At 55.4% G+C, this 23399-nt stretch carries 23 protein-coding genes; 14 read left to right on the top strand and 9 right to left on the bottom strand.

Annotated features, from left to right (window positions below; all coding sequences use genetic code 11):
* From glpD to ACILP3_RS03825, 8 genes are all read left to right on the top strand, one after another.
* Positions 1–1361: glycerol-3-phosphate dehydrogenase (gene glpD / locus ACILP3_RS03790; protein WP_395615342.1), on the top strand; the 1361-nt coding region annotated here is incomplete at its 5' end.
* A gap of 129 nt (positions 1362–1490) precedes the next feature.
* Complete coding sequence (locus ACILP3_RS03795) at positions 1491–1904, top strand: SUF system Fe-S cluster assembly regulator (RefSeq protein ID WP_395615343.1); 414 nt, start codon at positions 1491–1493, stop codon at positions 1902–1904.
* An 8-nt stretch (positions 1905–1912) separates the two neighbouring features.
* Positions 1913–3382, top strand: a complete 1470-nt coding sequence (gene sufB / locus ACILP3_RS03800; RefSeq protein ID WP_395615425.1) for a Fe-S cluster assembly protein SufB — start codon at positions 1913–1915, stop codon at positions 3380–3382.
* Positions 3383–3434: 52 nt separating this feature from the next.
* Entirely contained in the window at positions 3435–4178 is a 744-nt protein-coding gene (sufC, locus tag ACILP3_RS03805) for a Fe-S cluster assembly ATPase SufC (protein WP_395615344.1), read from the top strand.
* Between the two features lie 148 nt (positions 4179–4326).
* Positions 4327–5055 carry a SufD family Fe-S cluster assembly protein gene (locus tag ACILP3_RS03810; protein WP_395615345.1) on the top strand — a complete coding sequence of 243 codons (729 nt, stop codon included), beginning with the start codon at positions 4327–4329 and terminating at the stop codon, positions 5053–5055.
* Positions 5056–5200: 145 nt separating this feature from the next.
* Complete coding sequence (locus ACILP3_RS03815; protein WP_395615346.1) at positions 5201–6403, top strand: aminotransferase class V-fold PLP-dependent enzyme; 1203 nt, start codon at positions 5201–5203, stop codon at positions 6401–6403.
* Between the two features lie 94 nt (positions 6404–6497).
* Positions 6498–6965, top strand: coding sequence for an SUF system Fe-S cluster assembly protein (locus ACILP3_RS03820; protein ID WP_395615347.1), 468 nt, complete (start codon positions 6498–6500; stop codon positions 6963–6965).
* The gene (locus tag ACILP3_RS03825; protein WP_395615348.1) at positions 6962–7318 is read left to right on the top strand and encodes a HesB/IscA family protein; all 357 of its coding nucleotides are present in this window, start codon (positions 6962–6964) and stop codon (positions 7316–7318) included. Before ACILP3_RS03820 ends, ACILP3_RS03825 begins: the two co-directional genes overlap by 4 nt.
* Here the strand turns inward: ACILP3_RS03825 and ACILP3_RS03830 are convergent.
* Entirely contained in the window at positions 7315–9528 is a 2214-nt protein-coding gene (locus ACILP3_RS03830; protein WP_395615349.1) for a S8 family peptidase, read from the bottom strand. The two genes, ACILP3_RS03825 and ACILP3_RS03830, sit on opposite strands and share 4 nt — an antisense overlap.
* A gap of 302 nt (positions 9529–9830) precedes the next feature.
* Between ACILP3_RS03830 and ACILP3_RS03835 the strand changes: the two genes are divergently transcribed.
* From ACILP3_RS03835 to ACILP3_RS03855, 5 genes are all read left to right on the top strand, one after another.
* Positions 9831–10505: a pyrimidine 5'-nucleotidase gene (locus tag ACILP3_RS03835; RefSeq protein ID WP_395615350.1), complete on the top strand. Its 675-nt coding sequence runs from the start codon at positions 9831–9833 to the stop codon at positions 10503–10505.
* Positions 10502–11341, top strand: a complete 840-nt coding sequence (dapD, locus tag ACILP3_RS03840; protein WP_395615351.1) for a 2,3,4,5-tetrahydropyridine-2,6-dicarboxylate N-succinyltransferase — start codon at positions 10502–10504, stop codon at positions 11339–11341. The genes ACILP3_RS03835 and dapD overlap by 4 nt, the downstream gene beginning before the upstream one ends.
* 235 nt (positions 11342–11576) lie before the next feature.
* Positions 11577–11771, top strand: coding sequence for a DUF465 domain-containing protein (locus ACILP3_RS03845; protein WP_395615352.1), 195 nt, complete (start codon positions 11577–11579; stop codon positions 11769–11771).
* A 73-nt stretch (positions 11772–11844) separates the two neighbouring features.
* On the top strand, positions 11845–12834 hold the full coding sequence (locus tag ACILP3_RS03850; protein WP_395615353.1) for a TerC family protein: 990 nt from the start codon (positions 11845–11847) through the stop codon (positions 12832–12834).
* Positions 12835–12845: 11 nt separating this feature from the next.
* On the top strand, positions 12846–13628 hold the full coding sequence (locus tag ACILP3_RS03855) for a universal stress protein (RefSeq protein ID WP_395615354.1): 783 nt from the start codon (positions 12846–12848) through the stop codon (positions 13626–13628).
* Between the two features lie 37 nt (positions 13629–13665).
* Here the strand turns inward: ACILP3_RS03855 and ACILP3_RS03860 are convergent, their stop codons facing one another.
* Genes ACILP3_RS03860 through ACILP3_RS03875 form a run of 4 tightly spaced genes read right to left on the bottom strand, consistent with a single transcriptional unit; the run spans position 13666 to position 17115 of the window.
* A complete protein-coding gene (locus ACILP3_RS03860) occupies positions 13666–13986 on the bottom strand; it encodes an HNH endonuclease (protein ID WP_395615355.1) in 321 nt (106 codons plus the stop codon).
* A 33-nt stretch (positions 13987–14019) separates the two neighbouring features.
* Positions 14020–15354, bottom strand: a complete 1335-nt coding sequence (locus tag ACILP3_RS03865; protein WP_395615356.1) for an amidohydrolase — start codon at positions 15352–15354, stop codon at positions 14020–14022.
* Positions 15355–15403: 49 nt separating this feature from the next.
* Positions 15404–16561 carry a serine hydrolase domain-containing protein gene (locus ACILP3_RS03870; RefSeq protein WP_395615426.1) on the bottom strand — a complete coding sequence of 386 codons (1158 nt, stop codon included), beginning with the start codon at positions 16559–16561 and terminating at the stop codon, positions 15404–15406.
* The gene (locus tag ACILP3_RS03875) at positions 16561–17115 is read right to left on the bottom strand and encodes a DUF3617 domain-containing protein (protein ID WP_395615357.1); all 555 of its coding nucleotides are present in this window, start codon (positions 17113–17115) and stop codon (positions 16561–16563) included. The genes ACILP3_RS03870 and ACILP3_RS03875 overlap by 1 nt, the downstream gene beginning before the upstream one ends.
* 311 nt (positions 17116–17426) lie before the next feature.
* Between ACILP3_RS03875 and uvrB the strand changes: the two genes are divergently transcribed.
* Positions 17427–19613 (top strand): excinuclease ABC subunit UvrB, encoded by a 2187-nt coding sequence (gene uvrB / locus ACILP3_RS03880; protein ID WP_395615358.1) that lies wholly within the window; start codon positions 17427–17429, stop codon positions 19611–19613.
* An 18-nt stretch (positions 19614–19631) separates the two neighbouring features.
* On the opposite strand, the gene ACILP3_RS03885 is transcribed toward uvrB, so the two are convergent.
* The 4 genes from ACILP3_RS03885 to ACILP3_RS03900 all read right to left on the bottom strand — a co-directional run bounded on the left by ACILP3_RS03885 (position 19632) and on the right by ACILP3_RS03900 (position 23360).
* Positions 19632–20348, bottom strand: coding sequence for a sulfite exporter TauE/SafE family protein (locus tag ACILP3_RS03885; protein ID WP_395615359.1), 717 nt, complete (start codon positions 20346–20348; stop codon positions 19632–19634).
* Between the two features lie 35 nt (positions 20349–20383).
* Positions 20384–20800 (bottom strand): DUF305 domain-containing protein, encoded by a 417-nt coding sequence (locus ACILP3_RS03890; RefSeq protein WP_395615360.1) that lies wholly within the window; start codon positions 20798–20800, stop codon positions 20384–20386.
* A gap of 22 nt (positions 20801–20822) precedes the next feature.
* A complete protein-coding gene (gene thrS / locus ACILP3_RS03895) occupies positions 20823–22820 on the bottom strand; it encodes a threonine--tRNA ligase (RefSeq protein WP_395615361.1) in 1998 nt (665 codons plus the stop codon).
* Positions 22821–22934: 114 nt separating this feature from the next.
* Complete coding sequence (locus ACILP3_RS03900; RefSeq protein ID WP_395615362.1) at positions 22935–23360, bottom strand: hypothetical protein; 426 nt, start codon at positions 23358–23360, stop codon at positions 22935–22937.
* Positions 23361–23399 lie beyond the last annotated feature (39 nt).

Consider the following 23399-nt stretch of genomic DNA (forward strand, 5'->3'; position numbering starts at 1 on the left):
CAAAGCTGATCCATGGCGGGCTGCGCTATCTGGAACATTATGAATTTGCCTTGGTCCGCGAATCCTTAATTGAACGCGAGCGGCTTTGGGCGATCGCGCCGCATATTATCTGGCCGCTGCGCTTTATATTGCCGCATCAAAAAGGGATTCGTCCCGCGTGGCTCGTGCGGCTTGGCTTGTTTCTTTACGACCATATTGGTGGCCGGAAACTGCTGCCCGCCACGCGCACGGTCGATCTGAAAACAGCGCCAGCAGGAAAGCCGCTTCGGCCCGAATTTGTGAAGGCGTTTGAATATTCGGACTGCTGGGTCGATGACGCCCGGTTGGTCGTTTTGAACGCGATGGATGCCGCTGAACATAAGGCAGATATTCGCACCCGCTGCGAAGTGACGCATCTCGAGCGTCGCGATGGATTATGGCATATAGAAGTTGCAGGACAAGAAACCGTTCTGGCGCGCGCGGTTGCCAATGCCGCGGGGCCAGCGGTACTGGACTTGCTGGCACGAACGATAGGGCATGACCGGCCATCCGGTGGCACAATCCGCTTAGTAAGAGGGTCGCACATCGTGGTGCGAAAGATGTTCGACACGCCGCAAGCCTATTTCTGTCAAAACCCCGACGGCCGGATATTTTTCGCTATTCCGTATGAGGATGACTTTACCCTTATAGGGACGACTGATGCCGATCATAAGGGTTCGCTCGACGACATTCACGCGACGGCTGAAGAGATTGATTATATCTGCGCGTCTGCTGGAGCTTATTTTAAGCAAGCCATCACGGCTGCGGACGTGTTGTACAGCTTTGCAGGCGTCCGGCCCTTGGTCGATGACGGCTCAGGCAAACCTGAAACAGCATCGCGCGGATATCATTTCGAACTGGATGTTGATGCGGACGAACGGGCGCCTATCCTCTCGGTCTTTGGCGGCAAGATAACCACCTATCGGCATCTGGCCGAGAGTGCGGTCGAGCGGCTTGCGCAGCACTTGACGATACTTAAAGGCGAAAGCTGGACATTGCGTCAGCCATTGCCGGGCGGGGATTTTCCAATTGATGGCGCTGATCGCCTCGCTTTGGATATTCAGCAGGAGCATGCCTATTTGCCTGCATCACTTATTCACCGTTGGGTGCGGAGCTACGGAACAAGAGCACGTTCCTTCCTATCAAACGCCAGCGCACTTGCAGATTTAGGCACGGATTTTGGACATGGCCTATATGCGGTTGAGGCGGATTATCTCGTCGATCACGAATGGGCGCAATCCGCCGAGGATATATTATGGCGGCGCAGTAAGCTGGGTTTGCGTTTCAATACCGCAGAGGCCCAGACGTTAGAGGATTATGTTGTTAGCCGTCGACGCCACTAGGGACCAATCCCTACTCAAAGCGACTTAGGCCATTTCCCCGCTACAGAGTCCTTTCTGGCTTGATTTCCACAGTCAAAGGGACCATCTGCGCCTAATCGGAGTAAATTTATCTGATTAGGGGGACGCAAGATGCGTTTGTCGAATATGGCCGATTATGCAGTGGTGATCATGAGCGCAGCTTCGCGCCATTGCGGTTTTGCGCGCGTGTCGGCCACTGATCTCGCCGCCGAAACCGGCTTGGCCCTGCCGACGACGCAAAAACTGGTGAGTATATTGACAAAAGCGGGCCTGTTGCGCTCGGCCCGTGGCACGGGCGGCGGCATTACACTTGCCCGTCCCGCAGCCGCGATCACCATTGCCGACATCATTGAAGCTGTCGAAGGTCCGATTGCGCTGACCACATGTTGCGATTCGCACAAGCAAGCGAAGGGACAGCATTGCGTGAAGGAAGGTAGCTGCAACGTCCAGGCACATTGGCCAGTCGTCAATAATGCGGTGCGCGGTGCATTGGCACAAATCAATTTGGCAGGATTAACGCGATGAGCGATGACATGGACATCAAAGATAAGGCCGCTTGGGATGCCGCAGAACGCGTCGCGGATTATGAGCATGGCTGGTCGTCGGACATCGAAACCGACTTCGCGCCCAAGGGGCTGACCGAGGATACTGTCCGCTTTATCTCTGCCAAAAAGAATGAACCCGAATGGATGCTCGAATGGCGTCTAAAGGCGTTCGCAAGCTGGAAAACCATGACGCCGCCCGATTGGGCCAAGCTCAACGTGCCGCCCATCGATTATCAGGATGCTTATTATTACGCCGAACCAAAGGCCAAGCCGAAGCTTGGTTCGCTGGACGAGGTCGATCCTGAAATCCTGCGCATTTATGAAAAGCTTGGTATTCCGATTGCCGAGCAAGAAGTGTTGGCCGGCGTCGAAGGCGCGCGCCGCGTCGCGGTAGACGCCGTTTTTGACAGCGTATCGGTCGCTACGACTTTTCGCGCCGAATTGGAGCGCGCAGGCGTCATCTTCCGCAGCATATCGGAGGCAATTAAGGAATATCCGGAGCTGGTGAAAAAATGGCTCGGTAAGATTGTGCCGATGCATGACAATTATTTCGCGACATTGAATTGCGCGGTCTTTTCCGACGGGACTTTCGTGTACATTCCCGAAGGCGTGCGGTGCCCGATGGAGCTTAGCACCTATTTCCGTATTAACGCAGAAAACACAGGGCAGTTCGAACGCACGTTGATTATCGCCGACAAGGGCAGTTACGTGTCCTATCTCGAAGGCTGCACCGCGCCGATGCGCGACGAAAACCAGTTGCATGCCGCCGTCGTTGAACTCGTCGCGTTGGACGACGCCGAAATCAAATATTCGACCGTGCAAAACTGGTATCCCGGCGATGCCGAGGGCAAGGGCGGCATCTATAATTTCGTCACCAAGCGCGCTTTGTGTCAGGGTAAGAATAGCAAGGTGAGCTGGACGCAGGTTGAAACCGGCAGCGCCGTGACGTGGAAATATCCAAGCTGTGTTTTGAACGGCGAGAATAGCGTGGGCGAATTTTACTCGGTTGCGGTAACCAACAATTATCAGCAAGCCGATACTGGCACCAAGATGATCCACAATGGCAAGGGAAGCCGCTCGACCATTGTCAGTAAGGGCATCAGCGCCGGCCACAGCAACAACACCTATCGCGGCCTCGTCCGCGTCGCACCCAATGCCGAAGGCGTGCGCAACTTCACGCAATGCGATTCCTTGCTCCTTGGATCTTTGAGCGGCGCGCACACCGTGCCCTATATCGAAGTGCGTAACCCAAGCGCGCAGATCGAGCATGAGGCAACGACGAGTAAGATTTCGGACGACCAGATGTTCTACGCAATGGCCCGCGGCCTGAACGCCGAAGAAGCCGTAACGTTGATTGTCAACGGCTTTGCCAAGGAAGTGCTGCAGCAACTGCCGATGGAATTTGCGGTAGAGGCGCAGAAATTGCTGGGGATTAGTTTAGAGGGCTCGGTTGGATGAACCAACCAGCACGCAATGATCGAATAAAGCTTTGATGGAAAAAAGAAGTAACATGCTCCAAATAACTAACCTCCACGCCAATGTTGGCGACAAGCCTATTCTTAAGGGCCTCACACTGTCACTGAACGCAGGTGAAATCCACGCAATCATGGGGCCGAATGGTGCGGGCAAATCAACGCTCGGTTATGTGCTCTCCGGCCGACCTGGCTATGAAGTGACTGAGGGTGAGATAACCTTTAACGGACAAGACCTCCTCGGCCTTGAACCGCATGAACGCGCGGCGGCTGGATTGTTTTTGGGCTTCCAATATCCCGTCGAAATTCCCGGCGTATCGAATGTCCAGTTTCTACGTGAAGCATTGAATGCGCAGCGCAAGAACCGTGGTGAGGCCCCTTTATCCGGCGCAGAATTCCTGAAAGTTGCGCGCGAGCAAGCGGGCGCGCTTGGCATGGACATGGATATGCTCAAGCGTCCGGTCAATGTCGGCTTTTCCGGTGGTGAAAAGAAGCGCAACGAAATGGTGCAGATGGGCATCATCGACCCCGCGCTCGCGATCCTTGATGAAACCGACAGCGGCCTCGACATCGATGCATTGCGTATCGTCGGCGACGGTATCAACCGCATCATGCGCAAGTCCGACAAGGCCGTGTTGCTAATTACGCATTATCAACGGCTGCTCGATTATGTGAAGCCCGACTTTGTTCACGTCCTTGCCGATGGCCGCATCACGCGGAGCGGCGGACCTGAACTCGCGCTGGAACTGGAGCGCGACGGGTATAAGGAATTGGCGGCGTGAGTATATCCATTGCCTTTATCCAACACCGTCATGATGAACTTGTTTCAGCATCTATCGTGCCGATCAAGCCAAAGAGTATAGAAGCGAAATGGACTCTGGAACGTAAGTCACCACAGGTGAAAATAGTGCAGGGTGACGGAGTGTGGGAGTGACTGCCTTGCTCCCTACCCGCCACGATGAAGCATGGCGCTACAGCGACATTGATGCGCTCGCGCGGGCTTGGCCATTGCCTGCGCCAGAAAGCATCATCGTGCCAGCAGGCGGCGCATTTGCGCGGACGATTGTTCAGGATAGTGGCGCAATTCATCAACTGGACATTGCCATTGGCAAAGGTGCAACCGCGGCAGTCCATGTCCTGAATATGGGCGGTGATTATGGCCGCGTTGAATTGAACGTCACTTTGCATGAAGGCACGGATTTCAAGCTTGGCGCAGTCCAAATTGGCGGCGGCAACCAAAATCTCGAAATCATTACCACCGTCACCCATGCCGAACCCAAAGCAACATCGTCACAGATTGTCCGCTCGGTCCTCGCTGGAACCGCGACCGGAACCTATCTGGGCAAGGTTGCCGTCGCGCGCGATGCGCAGCTGACCGACAGCGTGCAGTCTGTGAAGGCCATGCTGCTTGACCGCAGCGCGACCGCCAATGCCAAACCCGAACTCGAAATCTACGCCGACGACGTCAAATGCGCGCATGGCTGTGCGATCGGTGAATTGGACCCGATGGGGCTATTCTATTTGCAGGCGCGCGGAATATCGCCAGCAGAAGCCAAAAAATTGATGTTGCAGGCCTTTGTCGCTGGCGTGTTTGAAGGCGCAGCGGATGAAGAGATGCTAACCGAAGCGGCGCTTAAGAAATTGGGAGAATTGGTGTGAGTGCACTGCTCCCTCTAAATCGTCGTCACCCTGAACTTGTTTCACCTGTGCTGACTTACGCTCCAGGGTCTATTTTGCCTCTCATACCTTCGGTCTCGGTTGCACTATGGATGCTGAAACAAGTTCAGCATGACGGTGTTTTGTTATGCTGAAATCCACTTCACCCATTCGCGATCAGTTTCCTGGCCTTGCCAACAACTGGCATTATCTCGACACCGCCGCGACAGCGCAAAAGCCGCAAGTCGTCCTCGACGCGATGATGCGTGCAGGCGGTGTTGATTACGCCACTGTCCATCGCGGCGTTTACGCGCGGTCGGCGAATATGACTGTGGCGTTTGAGGCAGCACGTGCCCGCGTTGCGCGCTTCATGGGTGCGACCTCCTCCGACGAAATCGTCTTTGTGCGCGGTGCGACCGAAGGTATTAACCTTGTTGCGCATAGCTGGGGCACAGCGAACCTGAAGGCCGGCGATCGCATCATGCTCAGCCAATTGGAGCATCACAGCAACATCGTGCCATGGCAGATGGTTGCCGAGAAGGTTGGCGCGCATATCGATGTCTGCCCGCTGACCGAGGGCGGCCAAATCGACGTTGATTGGCTTGAAGCGCATTTGACACCAGCGCACAAGATGGTCGCACTCGCGCATGTGTCCAACGTGCTTGGTTCCGTGCTCGACGCCAAGCGTGTTGCCAACGCGACCCATGCGGTTGGTGCAAAGCTACTGCTCGACGGCTGTCAGGCGGCACCACGAATGCATTTGGATATGGTCGCCTTGGATTGCGATTTCTATGTGATGTCGGGACATAAATTATATGGCCCGACCGGCGTTGGCGTATTGTGGGCAAAGGCCGAAACGCTGAACGCGATGCCGCCTTATCAGGGGGGCGGCGCGATGATTGATCGCGTGACGTTTGAAAAGACGACTTACGCCCCTGCGCCTTCGCGGTTTGAGGCAGGAACACCGATGATCATCGAAGTGATCGGCCTGCATGCCGCTATCGACTTCATCGACAGCTTTGGCCCCGACGCAATATTTGCACATGAAAGTGCGTTGGCTGCACAGACGCGCGATGCCTTGCGGGCGATCAATTCGATCACTTTATACGGCCCTGAACAATCAGCGGGGATTGTCTCTTTTTCAATGGACGGCGTACATCCGCACGATATTGGGACAATATTGGACGAAGAAAATGTCGCCATTCGCGCTGGCCATCATTGTGCGCAGCCGTTGATGAACCGTTTGGGCGTACCTGCCACCGCGCGGGCGAGCTTTGGAATTTATAATGATGAAGATGATGTCGCAGCGTTGGTGCGCGGCCTCGAACGGGTGAAGAGGATTTTCGGATGATTTCCCCCGCTTTCGTCATGCTGAACTTGTTTCAGCACAACAAACCGCAGTCACGTGTTATCCTGAAACAGGTTCAGGATGACGAGGAGTTTTTATGAACGAGAATATTCGGATAGAAGAAGTTGATAGCATCGAAAAACCGCCCCGCGCGCGCGTAGAAAATGCCGTCGAAAGCGCAACCGATGCGTCCGAACGCAAGAAGGATTATCTGGAAGGCTTCCTCGCGCAAAAGCCCGCCGCGCCCGCGCCAAGCGAACCCGATGGTGATTTGTATGAGGCGGTCATTGCTGCGCTCAAGGACATATATGACCCCGAAATTCCGGTGAACATTTATGACCTTGGCTTGATTTACAATGTCGAGATCAACGATGGCCATGCTGTCGTTTCGATGACGCTGACGACGCCCAATTGCCCAGTTGCAGAATCGATGCCTGGCGAAGTTGAACTGCGCGTGGGTGCAGTTCCTGGCATTGGCGATGCCGAAGTGAATTTGGTGTGGGAGCCAGCATGGAGCCCGGCCAATATGACTGATGAAGCCCGTTTGGAGCTTGGAATGTTATGACCGAACTGAAAACACGCGCTCGCCCTGCGGCAGTTATGCTTACCGCGGCATCCGAAGCGCGCATTGCCGAACTGATGTCCAAGGCCCCTGACGGCGCGATCGGCGTGAAGCTGTCTACCCCGCGCCGTGGCTGTTCCGGCCTTGCTTACTCGGTAGATTATGTGACTGAGGCCGTCCCGTTCGACGAGAAGATCGAAACATCGGGCGGCGTATTGTATATCGACGGCGGCTCTGTTCTGTATCTCGTGGGTTCAATCATGGATTGGGTCGAGGATGAATTTGCCGCTGGCTTTGTATTTACCAATCCCAATGCAACGGGAAGTTGCGGCTGCGGCGAAAGCTTTACCGTCTAAAAATCAAATTGCAGCCGCAAGGCAAAGCCGACATCATCGGGCGCGTTTTCAAAATGCCCCGGTTCCTGACGCCAGAACAGATTTGACGAGAAATGGCCGCCATATATCGGCACGCCCCATATAAGCTCGCTGGCAATCTCCTGCCCCTTTGGTGCCAGCACAATCTGGCGGACAGAAAATGTCGCCGCAAGCGTTGCATAATCATACGCCACAGGCAGATTGAGGGCGAGCCCGCCGCGTGTGACGCGCAAGGGCTGCGCAATCCGGAACGCAATATGGTCACCGCGCGTCAACACATGAGCGCCCGACAGGTCCAGCGAAAAGGCGTTGCTTTGCAGCGAAGTTCGCGCCGTTAGCGACGCGCCGGCATTGGCGTTGGTCCATCCCTGCCGCCAGCTTGCGCCAAGCGACCAGGCGCCAATCAATGTGATATCAGCCCGGCCATCAACAAACAGGCTGCGCGCACCATTTTGGCCAATGAAGTTAGCGAAGCGAGCACCCAAAATGGTTTGGTCTTCGCGCATCCAATTTGCACCAACAGCGACTTTGGCAGGGCCAATCTGCCGATCTAGCGATACGCCGACGGAGGAATAAGGATACGGGTTGTTTGTATTACGCAAAAACGCCGCGCCACCGCGTTCGAACACATGTGCTTGGCCTGTCTCAACGCTTCCTGTCAGACCGAAGCGCCCAAGTTGATGGCGCAACGCAAATGCCTGCCGCGGTGTGCGCTCGAACCCGCCGTCCATCTGCGCATCGGTCGCGGTGAGAAACGCAGCCGCCGAGTTGCCCTGCAACGCCGCGACTTGGCCTGCGGCCGCTTGGCGGATGCCAAGGCTAAACCGGGTGTCGCGTGCAATAGCGGCACTCACGCGGCCCGCCAAAATACGCGCATGGCTCTGCTGCCCGTTGGACAGTAGCAATGGCGAAAGGCCCAAGCTTCCGGCGTTGCTGGCGCTAATAGAAAAGGCAAGTGCCATTGTTCCGCGCGACATGCTGACGGATCGTCCCTGATCCACCAGAGCAGGCGCCAGCCGAAGACGTGGCGCGCTTGGGCTTAGGCCTTCGGCAATGTTGATGTCATATGCACGGCTATAGCTGTCCAGCACCACCGCATTTACGGACATAGGAGACAACACAGCGTCCCCCATGGCTACTGATGTTGTCCCGCCATTGCCGCCCAGCGCAACCGCCATGTTCGTGCCTGCCAGCGACGTTGTTCCGGCGGGGGCAAAGGCGCGACCAATGTCCAATATGCCGCGTCCGTAAATCGCATCAGTGTCAGGGATCCCGGCGTCACGCGCGGACGTCAGCAGCAGGTTCACAATCTGTGCGCCGGTTAAGTTCGGAAAGGCTTGGGCGAGCAAAGCTGCGGCACCAGCGATCTGTGGCGCTGCATAGGACGTGCCATTGAACACCCGCACAGAGGTCCCATCATTCGTAACTAAGCGGTAAATCGTGTCGTTGCGATATTCGCAGCAAATGCTTTGGCCTAAAGCGGACAACACCGAATTCTGTACAACCCCCGCCTTGTTGCTGAATTTTGTTATGATACCATTGTCATCCACGGCGGTGGCAATAATGACGAGCCCGTTGCCATTGGCCAATAAGGATTGGGCAAAGGGGCTTGGGCTATTCGGGTCAAATGCGGGATCGAACTCATTCCCCTCATTTCCTGCTGACACGACTACTATCACGCCAGCAGATGTCGCACGATCTATCGCGGTGCGCAGCATGCTACTCGCGCCGCTCGCCCCACCGAGCGAAATATTAATGACGCGCGCTTTATTTTCCACGGCGCGATCAACGCCTGCGGCAATGGAAGAATCGAAGAAAGAACACCCCGCTTCATCCACACCCTGAGCCGTTGGGGCGCAGCTTCCCGCTTGATCGGCGCGCAACGCCAATATTGTTGCGTTAAAAGCCATGCCGTGGACATCGCGATCATCCTTAGCGGCAGCCAAAACGCGCGAAACGCTTGTGCCGTGACCATCATCGTCGCCAAGCGGCCGACCCGCGCCTGTTACATCCCCCGACTGGGCATGGATTCGGCCCTCAAATTCGTGGCTATTTGGCTCAATCCCTGAATCAATGATGCCAACAGTAACCCCGCGCCCACTAGCGCCCGCTTGATAGGCCGTGATCGCCCGATGAAAATCTGGTCCATCCGAGCGGAGATATTCCGAGGTTACAAAACTTATTGTTGGCACAGGCGGAGGCGGAGGCGGGGGCGGGGGCGGGGGAGGTGGCGCAGGGGGTGTCGCTGGCGGCGTAGGTGGCACGTCCGCTGTGGGGGAAGGCGGCAAAGGTGTCGAACCTACCCCATCACCGCCGCAAGCAGACAGCCCGAGTGCAAAAATGAGGGAGCTACCGATCGCAATTTTACGACTAATGCGTGGTTCAGGCATAAAGATACGACTTTCAGCGATTAAATTGATATTTAAGCACTATTCGCACTAACTTAACCTAAGGTTACCGTTGAGTATAGATGGGTTTCTGGCTAGGTGGCCGGATGCATTTATCTTTCAACAACATCGACAGTTGGATTTTTGATCTAGACCTTACCCTTTATGGGCCAGAGGCGAATATTATGGCGCAAGTTCGGGACCGAATTGCGTTATATGTTGAACGGTTTTTCAACATCGATTCTGATGCTGCACACCATATTCGGCACACTTATTGGAAGAAATATGGCACCACGCTGGGCGGATTGATGACCGAACATGCGGTCGACCCGCATGGGTATCTTGATTTCGTCCATGATGTGGACATGACCCTGTTGCAGCCCGCCGCTGATTTACGGCGACAGATCGAAGCTTTACCGGGGCGCAAATTGATTTTCACGAACGCAGATGCGCCTTACGCCCAACGGGTTCTGACCGCGCGCGGCCTTGATGGCGTGTTTGAGGATATATTCGACATTCACCGGATGCAGCATCTGCCAAAGCCTGCATCTGCGAGTTATGACAGGCTATGCACTGAGCTGAATATCGATCCGACCCGCGCACTTTTTGTCGAGGATTCGGCGCATAATCTTGCTCCAGCAAAGGCCTTGGGCATGACAACTATTTGGGTGAATCACGACGTCGAAGCTGATAGCAGCGGTGCAGAAACATTTATTGATCATGAGATTGCCGACGTGAACGGGTGGCTTTCTGCGCTCCACGCCATGGAAAGAACGATATGACTGACCAACTAGCCAAGATCATTGATGCCGCATGGGACGCACGCGACGGCATTTCCAGCTTTACCCAAGGCGAAGTGCGCGACGCGGTGCAGACGGCCTTGGCTGGCCTAGATGACGGGTCGCTCCGTGTGGCGGAGAAGATCGCCGGCAGTTGGCAGGTCCACCAGTATTTGAAAAAAGCTGTGCTTTTGTCGTTCCGCCTGAATGACAATATTGTGGTCGATGGTGGGGCGTCCGGTGCGCCTGCTTATGATAAGGTTCCGTCGAAATTCAGCGGTTGGGATGCCGACCGTTTCCGCAATGCAGGTTTCCGCGTCGTGCCCGGGGCCGTTGCCCGACATGGCAGCTTTGTCGGCAAAAACGTCATCCTGATGCCAAGCTTTGTCAACATTGGCGCGCGCGTGGATGATGGGACGATGGTCGATACATGGGCTACCGTCGGCAGTTGCGCCCAAATTGGCAAGAATGTGCATTTGTCCGGTGGCGTTGGCATTGGGGGTGTTTTGGAACCCCTTCAGGCTGGGCCAGTGATTATCGAAGACAATTGCTTCATCGGAGCACGTTCGGAGGTTGTCGAAGGCGTAATTGTCGAAGAAGGCGCCGTGCTGTCCATGGGCGTGTTCATCAGTTCAACCAGCAAGATTATCGATCGCACAACAGGCGAGATATTCGTTGGCCGCGTGCCCGCTTACTCGGTCGTGGTGCCAGGCTCGATCCCCGGAAAGGCCTTGCCTGATGGCAGCCCCGGCCCCAATTTGTCCTGTGCCGTAATCGTCAAGCGCGTCGATGCCCAGACCCGTGCAAAGACAGCCATCAACGACCTGTTGAGGGATTAACTCGACGAGCCGAGTTTCTTCTGTCGCAATCATCTTGCAATTCGGGCGGAATTGCTCCACCCATATCAGGCGGACCGGGCCCCTCTGACGCTCGCTTCTTCGGAAGGAACGTGATGTCGGCCGCATCGGATGTTTCCGGTGCAGTGGTCAGGCGGTCTTCAAAACCCCCCGAAATACGCTTAGCCATGCCCGGAACATCCGATTGAACTTAAATAATGTTCAAAGAGGATGAACTATGACATTATCGTCGTTTCGATTGATGCAATATCACCAGAAGATTGACCGCGAATTGCGCGTGGAAATCAACCGGCGTTGGCCAGATGTTTTTCGCGTTCAAAAACTGAAGCGGCTTAAACTGGCAATCAAGGATCGTCTTGAGAGTATTGCAAAAGCGCCGATGCGTCGGCCATTGCGTCTTAACAAAATATAATATTTGCAACTTCGCGGCCACGCGGGTTTTCGTCCGCGTGGTGCATGACATTAGGTAAAACAGGGAATATTTCATGGAATTTTTGACAATGGACTGGTTGGGGACACCGGTCTGGTTTTGGCTCGCTTTTCTAAGCATTGTTGTCACGCTTACGGCCTTTGACCTTGGCATCCTGCATAAGGAAGACAAGGAAATGGGCATCGCCGAAAGCCTGAAGCTGTCCGCTTTTTATATCAGTATTGCCATGCTGTTTGGCCTTTGGGTTTGGTTCCAAAAAGGCGCCGACATGGGCATGAAATATTATACAGGCTTTTTCATCGAAAAGGCGCTGTCGATCGACAATGTCTTTGTCATCAGCCTGATTTTTACCTTCTTCGCGATACCACGCAAATATCAGTATCGGGCGCTTTTGTGGGGCATTATCGCCGTCATTGTATTGCGTGGTTTAATGATCGCGGCGGGCGCGGCTATTGTGCAGGAATATTATTGGACGCTTTACATCTTCGCTGCTTTCCTCATCGGAACCGGCATCAAGATGTTGTTCGGTAGCGATCAGGAAATGGACGTCGCCAAAAACCCGGTCGTCAAATTTATCTCGAAACATATGCGCGTAACCAAAGAGCTTCATGACGAGAAGTTTTTCGTCAGGGTGCCGGACGAGAAGACGGGCAAGATGGTGCGTGCAGCCACGCCCTTATTCTTGGCGCTGGTCGTCATCAACTTGGCCGACCTTGTGTTTGCAGTAGACTCTGTGCCAGCGATCTTTGCAATCACCACCGACACCTTCATTGTCTATACGTCGAACATCATGGCGATTTTGGGCCTGCGCGCTTTGTATTTCGCTTTAGCGGCGATGGTTCATCGTTTCCATTATCTGAAATACGCGCTGGCCCTGGTTTTGGTCTTCATCGGTTCGAAGATCTTCGTGTCGGACTTCCTCATGGCCGGCGAAAAGTTTCCGCCGGTGTTGAGCCTTGGCGTGACCTTCGCGCTTATCCTTGGCGGCATCCTGTTTTCCCTGTGGAAGACCAAGGATGACAGCCAATCGCACGCATCCCATTAAGGAGAAAACAGATGGCTATGAAATCAATATTTGTCTTTGCGCCTGCCGAAACAGCTGCGGCTGGCAAAGGGCCAGTCGGTTTTGCGATCAGCCTTGCTAAAGCGTGCGGCGCACAGCTAACGGTTTTCACCGTTGCCATTGATGTCACCACCCCGGGGCGTCATACAGATGCACTATCGGTGGCAGGGAACATAGGCTCTGCGGCGCATGCTGCGGGCGTTGAATGTACGCTGATAACGGAACACTCGCATGCCCTGGGCGTTCACGAAGTCGTGGCTGAACACGCGCGATTGCACGATATAAGTGTAATTGGCAGCCAAAGTTCAGGGCTTTTAAGCGAGCGGATGGTTGCCGAATATCTTATGTTCGAAAGCGGACGACCAGTCATTGTTGTTCCTGAGACACATGATCGGCCCTACCAAAACGGGGCGTTGGGCATGGCTTGGGATAACACCCCAGCCGCTGCACGCGCGCTAGGCGATGCCATAACGCTGCTGGGTCCCGAACAGGTACATTTCATCACTGTCGTGGGCGAAAAGCCGCTGCCAACAGACCTCGATAACCACGCTCTTGTCCAGGTTACTGGCCGGCGCGGCGTCAAGGCGGACCATCTGAACGTGGCGCTGTTCGGACGCACTATTGGGTCAGCGCTCCAAGAAGAAGCAGTCGCTGCTGGGTCCCACATGCTCATCATGGGCGCCTTTGGGCATTCGCGATTACGCAGCTTTATATTGGGTAGCGCCACAGCCGACATCCTCAAAAATGTTCAAATCCCCACTTTGCTCTCCCATTAAGAGCCGCGGCAATCGGATCAGATTTTGATGAAACGGGCTAACGCCGGTCTTTGGTTGGTGCGTTAAAGTCGGGCGGTTTGTTGGCTATCCAGTCGACAAACCGCCCTATTTCGTCATGCGCCAATAAAGCTTCGGCAGTAGCGAAGCGCTTTTCAAGATTGCTGTTGGTGAAATTGGCGTGGATGGTTCGGTGGCAAATCGGGTGCACCGGTTGCCGCTCTTTCCCACCCCGGCTTTTCGGCACGGGATGATGCCATTCGGTCACATTGCCCATTGGGCGCGCGCAGAGCCAGCAGCTTAATTCTGGCTCTGCTAACACTTCGTCCGCTTCGTAATGATCGCGAATTTTGCGCGCCATAATGGCTTTTCCTATACTCTGCTTGGCCAGCAATCAGTTTTTGCTTGGTCCAAGCAAATCGAGCACCGCAGCGGTCGTTGCCTCAATCCCAACGCGTACGGATGATTCTGGATCAATTTTGAACAAAGGCGAATGATGTCCAGCCACTGGCGGTCCGCCATTTTTTGCGGCAGCGATCCATTCAGGCTTCGTCCCGCCAACGGCGAAATAATAGCCCGGAATGCCATGTTTTTGATCTACGAAGAAGGCGAAGTCTTCCGCCCCCATTGCCGTCTGGCGGAACGGTGTCACCACATCCTTACCCAAAGCATTTGCGATAGCCCCGTTCAAGCGGCGGGCAAGTGCGCCATCATTGACCGTGACTGGCGTGCTCTCCGTCACTGTGACAATCGGCAACTTGTCTTGCGGCAAGCCATGTGCCGCGCCAATGCCCTTGGCGACCCGTTCAATGGACGCAATGAGTTGATCGCGCACGGCCTGACTGTTGGAGCGCACCGTCACCTGTAAGTCGGCATATTCAGAAATGATGTTATGCTTTGTTCCGGCATGGAAAGCGCCAACGGTAATTACGCCGGGGTCCAATGGTCCCTTTTCACGGCTGATGATCGATTGCAGACCGACAACGATTTGCGAGGCAATATAGACTGGATCCCGGCCCAAATGCGGTGCTGCGCCGTGGGTGGCGATTCCGGGAACGCGAATGTCAACGCTGTCCGCCGACGAATATTGAATGCCTTCTGAGGCTGAGATTTTACCAGTCTCAAGTTCTGCTGCAACATGGAAGGCTAATGCATAATCGGGCTTTGGAAAGCGCGTGTAGAGGCCGTCTGCGATCATCGCCTTAGCGCCACCGACGCGTTCTTCGGCAGGCTGAACGATGAACAACACAGTTCCCTTCCAGCGATCCTTCATCCGCGCCAACTGACGTGCTGTGCCTACCAATGCGGTGATGTGCACATCATGGCCGCACGCGTGCATCACAGGCATTTCAAGGCCATCGATCCCGACCTGTTTCACCGTGGACGCATTGGCAAGACCGGAGCGCTCTTGCACAGGCAGACCATCCATATCCGCGCGCATAAGGACGACGGGGCCATCACCGTTTTTCAACATGCCGACGACACCGGTACCGCCGACTTTCTCGGTCACGACCATGCCGGGCACGGCGCGCAGTTCCTGCGCCATACGCTCGGCGGTCTTAAATTCACGAAACGATAATTCGGGATTGCGATGGAAATGGTCCCACAGGCTCGCCAGCGACTTGTCATAGTCCGCCTTAATCGAGTCTGCGTAATCTGGCTGCGCGGCTGCTGGCGTTACGACCAACGCGCTGGCCAAAAATGCGCCCAAAATAGATCTCTTAATCATCTTAATTCCCCCTGTTATTCGAGTTTTCCGTTATCTGTCGCCGACGCTATCATGGGCACCGGTCAAAGCAATGCCCAACGGCGGAAAATTCATCGACCATCGTCACGTAGCGATAAAAGCCCCTACGTTCGGCAGGGTTTATCCAAAAGCCCGCGCGCAGCGAATACGCCTCCCCCACATGGCCAAACCAGCGATTGCCCTGCTTGTCGGTCAACCAATGCACGCCAAGGCCATAGCCGGTATAATAACCTTTATCATCATCACCATTTTTACCGTCAAAGGTCCAGACGGGGCCAAGCATCTGCGCAAAGCTTTTGCGCGACAACAATGGCGCGCCATCGCGCAACAGCAATTGGCCGATTTTTGTTAGATCGCGCGCCGAAATACGCAGGCCGCCTTGCGGGCTGAAGGCCGACCCGTTGCGTCCAAGCACATAAAGCTTATCAACGTCACAGCTTCCGTCGCTGGCTGGGTAAACCGCGCATGGATCAGGCCCGTTCATCGGCGCATCGCGCGCAAGGTCTTTATTGGGTCGCAGCAAAGTGACCGCCTGCGCGCGCCGCCCGTCGCTGCACCCTGCACCCCAATTATAGCAGGCATCCAACCCAAGCGGCGTCAACACCAGCCGCGCCATCAGCCGATCAAAGCGTTCGCCCGTTGCACCCTCCATCACCGCTGCGATCAACGGCGAATTGATATTGGCATAAGCGAAATAAGTGCCCGGCGCATGGTTCGCATCCCATGCCTTTGGGTTAACCAAAACGGCCTCAAGACTGCCATCAAGCGGCACAATATAATCCACAGTGTCACGCAAACCGCTTTGATGCGATAACAAGGCGCGCAAGGTAATCGGCGCATCCGGAAATGCCGGATTGCGGACCTGCCAACCCAGATAGTCATTCACGTCACGGTCGAGATCAAGCTTGCCTTGCTCCGATAGGCGCATGGCGCCGATGGCCACGACCAATTTCGAAATAGAAGCAACCCGCGCCGGATCATCGATCGTCACGGCTCGCCCAGCAACGCCAGCGTCCCCCTCGACCATTGCAGGGTTGATGCTGTCCGATGCAAAATCGACTTTGATCACTGCGGGCCGGATGCTGGCTTCACGAGACAGCGTTTCAGCGGGAGCATCGGTTGCGCATCCGGAGACGGTCACCGCCACAAGCGTTGCGCAGACCAGTTTTAAGTGACGCAAATATATCATCACGCTGGACACGCGCCCAGATATTTGCCCATCGCCTTGCCCTGCATGGCGACCTTGCCGACGATCGGCAGGCGGACATCTATTTTGCTATCATAGTTGAATTCGGTTTCGCCCATGACACCGGCAAGCTCCATGTCCACGATGCCCATGCTATCCATGCCGCAAGATAATTTCATACGCACATTTTGTCCGGAAACATCGAACGCCTGATACACGCATTTTTCGGCGCCATTGCCCCCAAAGAAATCCGCCGCTGGCTTTTTTGTCTCGGCATCGGTCAAGCAGCTTTGGCTGGAGGTGCTTTTCGCCACTTCATTCATGATCTGCTGCTTTTCAGCTTTACCCAAGGTCGGAACATTGATGTCCGCAAAGACGAAATTGGTTTCCCAAAGACCAGCCTTCATCGGAATGAATGCATCATAGTCCATTGCCGCTGCGCTTTCTTGGCTATCGATTACACCGTTGCCATCCTTATCCACGCTGCTGTCCGTACCCTTATTCGAACATGCGCATAATGCCAGCGCGGCTGCGCTCAACAGGAAAAATTTACGCATTGATACACCTCCCGTTTCTCTCCGCCATACTAGTGTCGCCGCCCATCCTAAAAGGCAACAGTGATAAAAAATGCCTTTGAAAATTCACACTAAGGTTTCACCTAAAATGCTGGCTTTTACGGCTCATAATCACATGACAGCCTTCTATTCGCGCCTAATCCTTGCGCACGGATCACAGGCGCACGTCTATTGTCTTCCACCGATGGGGGTGGAGCCAATATCTGCCGTGCAGAAACGTAAATTTGGAGCATCGGACGGCATTCCGACGCACGCCTCTTGCCCTTACTGCGTGCAAAGCACATATAGCGAACATGGCAGAGCTCATCATCCGCCGTGGGCTGGAAGAACCGGACACGGTTGGCACCTTCACCCCGCACCGACCGGAACGCCCGTCCAAGTTGGAAGGTGGCAGGCCATTTAAGATCGTGTCGGATTATGCGCCGGCAGGTGACCAGCCGACAGCTATTCGCGAACTTGTCGACACGGCACTGGCGGGGGAAAAGAATCAGGTTCTGTTGGGTGTCACAGGGTCGGGTAAGACCTTCACCGTTGCCAAGGTCATTGAAGCATTGCAGCGCCCAGCACTTATCCTTGCGCCAAACAAGATTTTGGCGGCGCAACTTTACGGCGAATTCAAAAGCTTTTTTCCCGACAATGCAGTCGAATATTTCGTGTCTTATTACGACTATTACCAGCCCGAGGCCTATGTCCCGCGCAGCGACACCTACATCGAAAAAGAATCGAGCGTAAACGAAGCGATCGACCGGATGCGCCACTCGGCGACTCGGTCTTTGCTGGAACGCGATGATGTCATCATCGTGGCATCCGTTTCGTGCATCTACGGTATCGGTTCCGTCGAAACATACTCAGCGATGATTTTCGACCTAAAAAAGGGAGAGAGCGTGGATCAGCGCGAGTTGATCCGCAAGCTCGTTGCACTTCAGTATAAGCGCAATGACATGGCCTTTGGCCGTGGCAACTTCCGCGTACGCGGCGACAATCTGGAAATATTCCCATCACATTATGAAGATACCGCATGGCGCGTCAGCTTCTTTGGCGACGAGATTGAGGAGATTGCGGAATTCGACCCGCTGACGGGTAATACCGGGGCGAAGTTGAACAGTGTGCGCGTTTACGCCAACAGCCATTATGTGACCCCCGGTCCAACGATGAAGCAAGCCAGCGAAGCGATCCGCTTTGAACTGACTGAACGGTTGAAGGAGTTGGTAGCCGAAGGCAAATTGCTGGAGGCGCAGCGGTTGGAGGAGCGGACGAATTTCGATCTTGAGATGATTGCCGCGACCGGGTCTTGCGCTGGCATCGAAAATTACTCGCGCTTTCTAACGGGCCGCCTGCCGGGTGAGCCACCGCCGACCTTGTTCGAATATCTGCCCGACAATGCATTATTGTTCGTTGACGAAAGCCATCAGACGGTGCCGCAAATCGGCGCGATGGCCAAGGGCGACCATCGGCGTAAGCTGACATTGGCCGAATATGGGTTCCGTCTGCCTTCCTGCATCGACAACCGGCCACTGCGTTTCAACGAATGGGATATTATGCGCCCGCAAACGGTGTGCGTATCGGCAACGCCGGGCGGGTGGGAAATGGAGCAATCGGGCGGCGTCTTTGCCGAACAGGTCATTCGTCCAACCGGCCTGATCGACCCGCCGGTTGAGATCAAGCCCGTCGAAGATCAAGTGCAGGACTGCATCAACGAATGCCGCAAAACGGCGCAAGCAGGCTTCCGCACGTTGGTCACCACCCTGACCAAGCGGATGGCGGAGGATCTGACCGAGTTCATGCATGAAGCGGGCCTGCGCGTGCGCTACATGCACAGCGACGTTGAGACTTTGGAGCGTATTGAGCTGATCCGCGATTTGCGACGCGGCGTGTATGACGTTCTGGTAGGTATAAACTTGCTGCGGGAAGGTCTCGATATTCCCGAATGCGCGCTAGTCGCGATATTGGATGCCGACAAGGAAGGTTTCCTGCGCAGTGAAACGTCCTTAATCCAGACTATCGGCCGCGCTGCGCGCAACGTCGACGGCCGCGTGATCCTCTATGCCGACCACATGACTGGCAGCATGGAACGGGCCATCCGCGAAACCGACCGCCGCCGTGAAAAGCAGCATGCTTACAATATCGAACATGGGATTACCCCTGCCACAATCAAGCGCGATATTCATGATATTGTCGCCGACACAGCCAGCCGCGATTCTGTACTGGTCGAGATTGACGCCGAAGGTGCCAACAACCTCGTTGGACATAATTTGCGCGCCTATATCGATGACCTGGAAAAGAAGATGCGCGCCGCTGCCGCCGATCTTGAGTTCGAAGAGGCTGGCCGCCTACGTGACGAAATCCGGTCTTTGGAAGCAACCGAGCTTGGTCTGCCGCATCCACAGCATGTCGCTGCACCCAAGGGCCGCGCGACCGAAGGGCAGCCCGGCACACGCAAAATGCGCTATGGCAAGACGCAACGCAAATTCGGGAAATAAGGGTTAGGCCGTGAACGCCTAATTTAGCAACCGCAGAACGGCCGAAAGCCCGGCAAGGCCGAGTACGCCCGCGACAAAGCTGCGCCACAAAGTCGGCGGCACTCTGCCAAAGGATTTCGCACCAAGCCAGTTGCCGACAAGCACCGACGGGAACAGCGCAAGCGACAGCCACAATAAATGCGCGTTCGCCAGTCCAAGGACAAATGCCGATATCGTGCCCGCAATCGCGGTGGCGAAAAACACTAGCATCATCGACGCGCGCGCTTCTTTGGGTGGGATAGGCTGGCGCAGATAAAAGGGCACGACGGGTGGGCCCGGCATCGCCGCAAAACCCGTCAATATGCCCGAGGCAATGCCGGTAAGTGCGGTTTCCTTCGGCCCGGGACGCAGCTCCCCGCGTTGCGGCAGCAGCACGAGTACAAACGCCCCAATGGCGATTCCGGCGATCATCAACCGTGCAACATCTGGGCTGGTATGCATCAACAGCCATATCCCCAGCGGCGTTGCCAACATGGCAAAAGCCGCAATCATCAATGCGCTCTGGCGGTGGGCGTCCGCGTAAATGACTTTCAAGCCAACAGGCCCAATCAGCACCTGAAGCAATATGCCAATAACCACCGCCTCACCCGGCTTCACGATCAACCCGAACAAAGGCACAAGAATGATGGCCATACCAAAACCGGTCAGCCCGCGAATATAGGCCGCGCCAAAGGTCATGGCCGCCAACAGCGACAATTGCGCTGAGTTAATTCCAATCAGATCTTGAATGTTCAGTGCCCCATGGCCGCATGGTCAGCGGCGGTCAGCGGCTTTTCCGCAGCTACGCCTTTTTTGTCGAGCCACGCCTGCATGTCCTTTATCTCGGCTTCTTGTGCGGTGATGACCTTTTGCGCCAGCGCGCGTACTTCAGGGTCCTTGCCATGATCCAGCACAACCTTTGCCATTTCAACTGCACCCACATGGTGCGGGATCATGCCTTGCATGAACGCAACATCTGCGTCGGCGTTGATATTGCCCATTCCGGCATGCATCTTGTCATTGGCGGCGGCATAAGCTTTTTGCGCGGCATTGTAGTTGGCGGTCGCATCTGCTGTTGCCGCTGGAGTTTCGGCGTTTTCGTCCGCCGCAGGTTGCTGGCACGCGGCCAAGAAAAACACGGCAGCAAACGTCAATGGAAGTGTTTTCATCGCTATCTCCTTAAAGATCGTCTTAACGTAAATCCGGCGGTGTGGCTTCATGCGACAGCATAGCAATCGCTTCATCCAGCGTCATGATACGCTGACCATCCGAACCAAGGCTGCGGATCGCAACTTTACCTTCTTCGGCCTCACGCATACCGACGACAAGCAAATGCGGCACCTTGGCGACGCTATGCTCGCGCACCTTGTAATTGATTTTTTCGTTGCGGGTATCGGCCTCAACCCGAATGCCAGCCGCCTTCAACTTTGCGGTCACATCATGCGCATAGCCGTCAGCCTCCGACGTGATCGTCGCAACCACGGCTTGCACGGGCGCGAGCCAGACGGGGAATCGGCCCGCATAATGTTCGATCAATATCCCGATGAAGCGTTCATAGCTGCCAAAGATCGCACGGTGCAGCATGACGGGACGGTGGCGGGCGCCATCCTCTCCAACATAGCTTGCGTCGAGACGCTCGGGCAATACACGATCCGACTGAATGGTGCCGACCTGCCATGTCCGGCCAATCGCGTCGGTCAAATGCCATTCGAGCTTTGGCGCATAGAAAGCACCTTCGCCGGGCAGTTCTTCCCAGCCAAATTCAGCCGTCGCAAGGCCAGCCCGGACCACGGCATCGCGCAGCTCGTTTTCGGCCTTATCCCAATCCGCATCCGAACCAAAACGCTGGTCGGGGCGCAACGCGAGCTTGATCGAATAGGTAAAACCAAATTCCTTGTAGACTCTGTCGGCCAGCGCGCAGAAGGCCTGCACCTCTTCGACAATCTGGTCTTCGCGGCAGAATATATGCGCATCATCCTGCGTAAACTGACGCACGCGCATCAGGCCATGCAACGCGCCATGCGGTTCATTACGGTGACAGCAACCATTTTCGTAAATGCGCAATGGCAGGTCGCGATAGGATTTAATACCCTGGCGGAAAATCAGAACATGCGCAGGGCAGTTCATCGGTTTCAACGCCATCCAGTCGGCATCGCCCGAAATCACGGGGCCTTCATCGTCGACATTGGGTACTTCGTCAGGGATCACGAACATATTGGCGCGATATTTGCCCCAATGCCCCGATTGCTCCCATTGCCGTGCATCCATGACTTGCGGCGTTTTGACTTCTTTATAACCAGCCCCGTCAATCGCGCGGCGCATATAGGCCTCAAGTTCGCGCCAGATCAGATAGCCATTGGGATGCCAGAACACCGAACCATGCGCCTCTTGCTGCAAATGGAACAGGTCCATGTCTTGGCCCAAACGGCGGTGGTCGCGCTTGGCGGCCTCCTCGAGCCGGAGCAGATGCGCGTCCAGTTGCTTTTTATTCAGCCAGCCCGTGCCGTAAATGCGGCTTAATTGCGGATTATTCTGGTCGCCGCGCCAGTAAGCGCCGGCAACCCGTGTCAGCTTGAATGCCGCAGGATCCAACTTTCCGGTCGAGGCCAGATGCGGACCACGGCACATGTCCATCCAGTCATTGCCCGACCAATAGACCGAGAGTTCCTCACCCGCAGGCAATTCCGCCGCCCATTCCGCCTTGAAGCTTTCGCCCGCATTTTGCCAAGTCGCAATCAAGGCATCACGCGCCATGACTTCGCGGCGTAGCGGCTTGTCGGCGCGGATGATCGCGCGCATTTGTTCTTCAATCGCAGGCAGATCATCCATCGTGAACGGCCCGCGTTTGGCAGGTGCCATCACGTCATAATAAAAACCGTCATCGGTCGACGGGCCAAAGGTGATTTGCGTACCGGGAAACAGCGCCTGCACCGCCTCTGCCAATATATGCGCAAAATCGTGGCGGGCGAGTTCAAGCGCATCCGCCTCATCACGGCTGGTCACCAACGCCAGTTCAGCATCAGCCTCAATCGGACGCATGATATCGCGCAATTCGCCATCGACGCGCGCTGCAATCGCCGCCTTGGCTAAACCCGGGCCAATAGCGGCGGCAATATCCGCAGGGGTAGTGCCACGCGCGACTTCACGGGCAGAGCCATCGGGAAGGGTGACACGGATCATCTCGGACATGGAGTATCTTGCTTTCAACTGCGGTTAGAAGCGCCCCTTTGCCAGCCCAGAGGCGAAGTCGCAAGTGCGCAGCCATTGTACCCGAACAAGAACTGCCCATCACACGAAGATCAACTAATCCGTCGGCTTCTCGCTACGATAAGGCACGAAGTCGCCAAGGCTGCAAACGCCGCCGGTCATACCACTGGTCCGGTCCACCAAACGGATAATGTCGCCTTTACATTTTTGGCTGCCAAATTGTTCGGACACAATGATATCATCGTCACGCGCCAATCCGCTGCACGCCGAGCGCAGGTTGTTTTGGTACACCAAGCGCCCTGATACGCGGTAGAGCAGGATATTGTCGCTGACGCGGATGGTGTTGGTGGCGTTAAAATCGCTGATGCAGTTTACAGGCGTGCCCGCGACCTTGCCGTTTAGTTCTTTCATCAAGACTGCGCTTTGTTTCTCGGTCAGCGGCTTTGGCGTGCTGTCCACTTGTCCGCATGCAGCCAATAGTGTGAAAGGAAAGGCAAAGAGGGCCAATTTGAGAATATGCATCGATTTTCTCCGGTTCCAACGGGTGCGTAGCATAACTAT

It is taken from the genome of Sphingorhabdus sp., assembly GCF_044239665.1.
Classification (GTDB): domain Bacteria; phylum Pseudomonadota; class Alphaproteobacteria; order Sphingomonadales; family Sphingomonadaceae; genus Sphingorhabdus_B.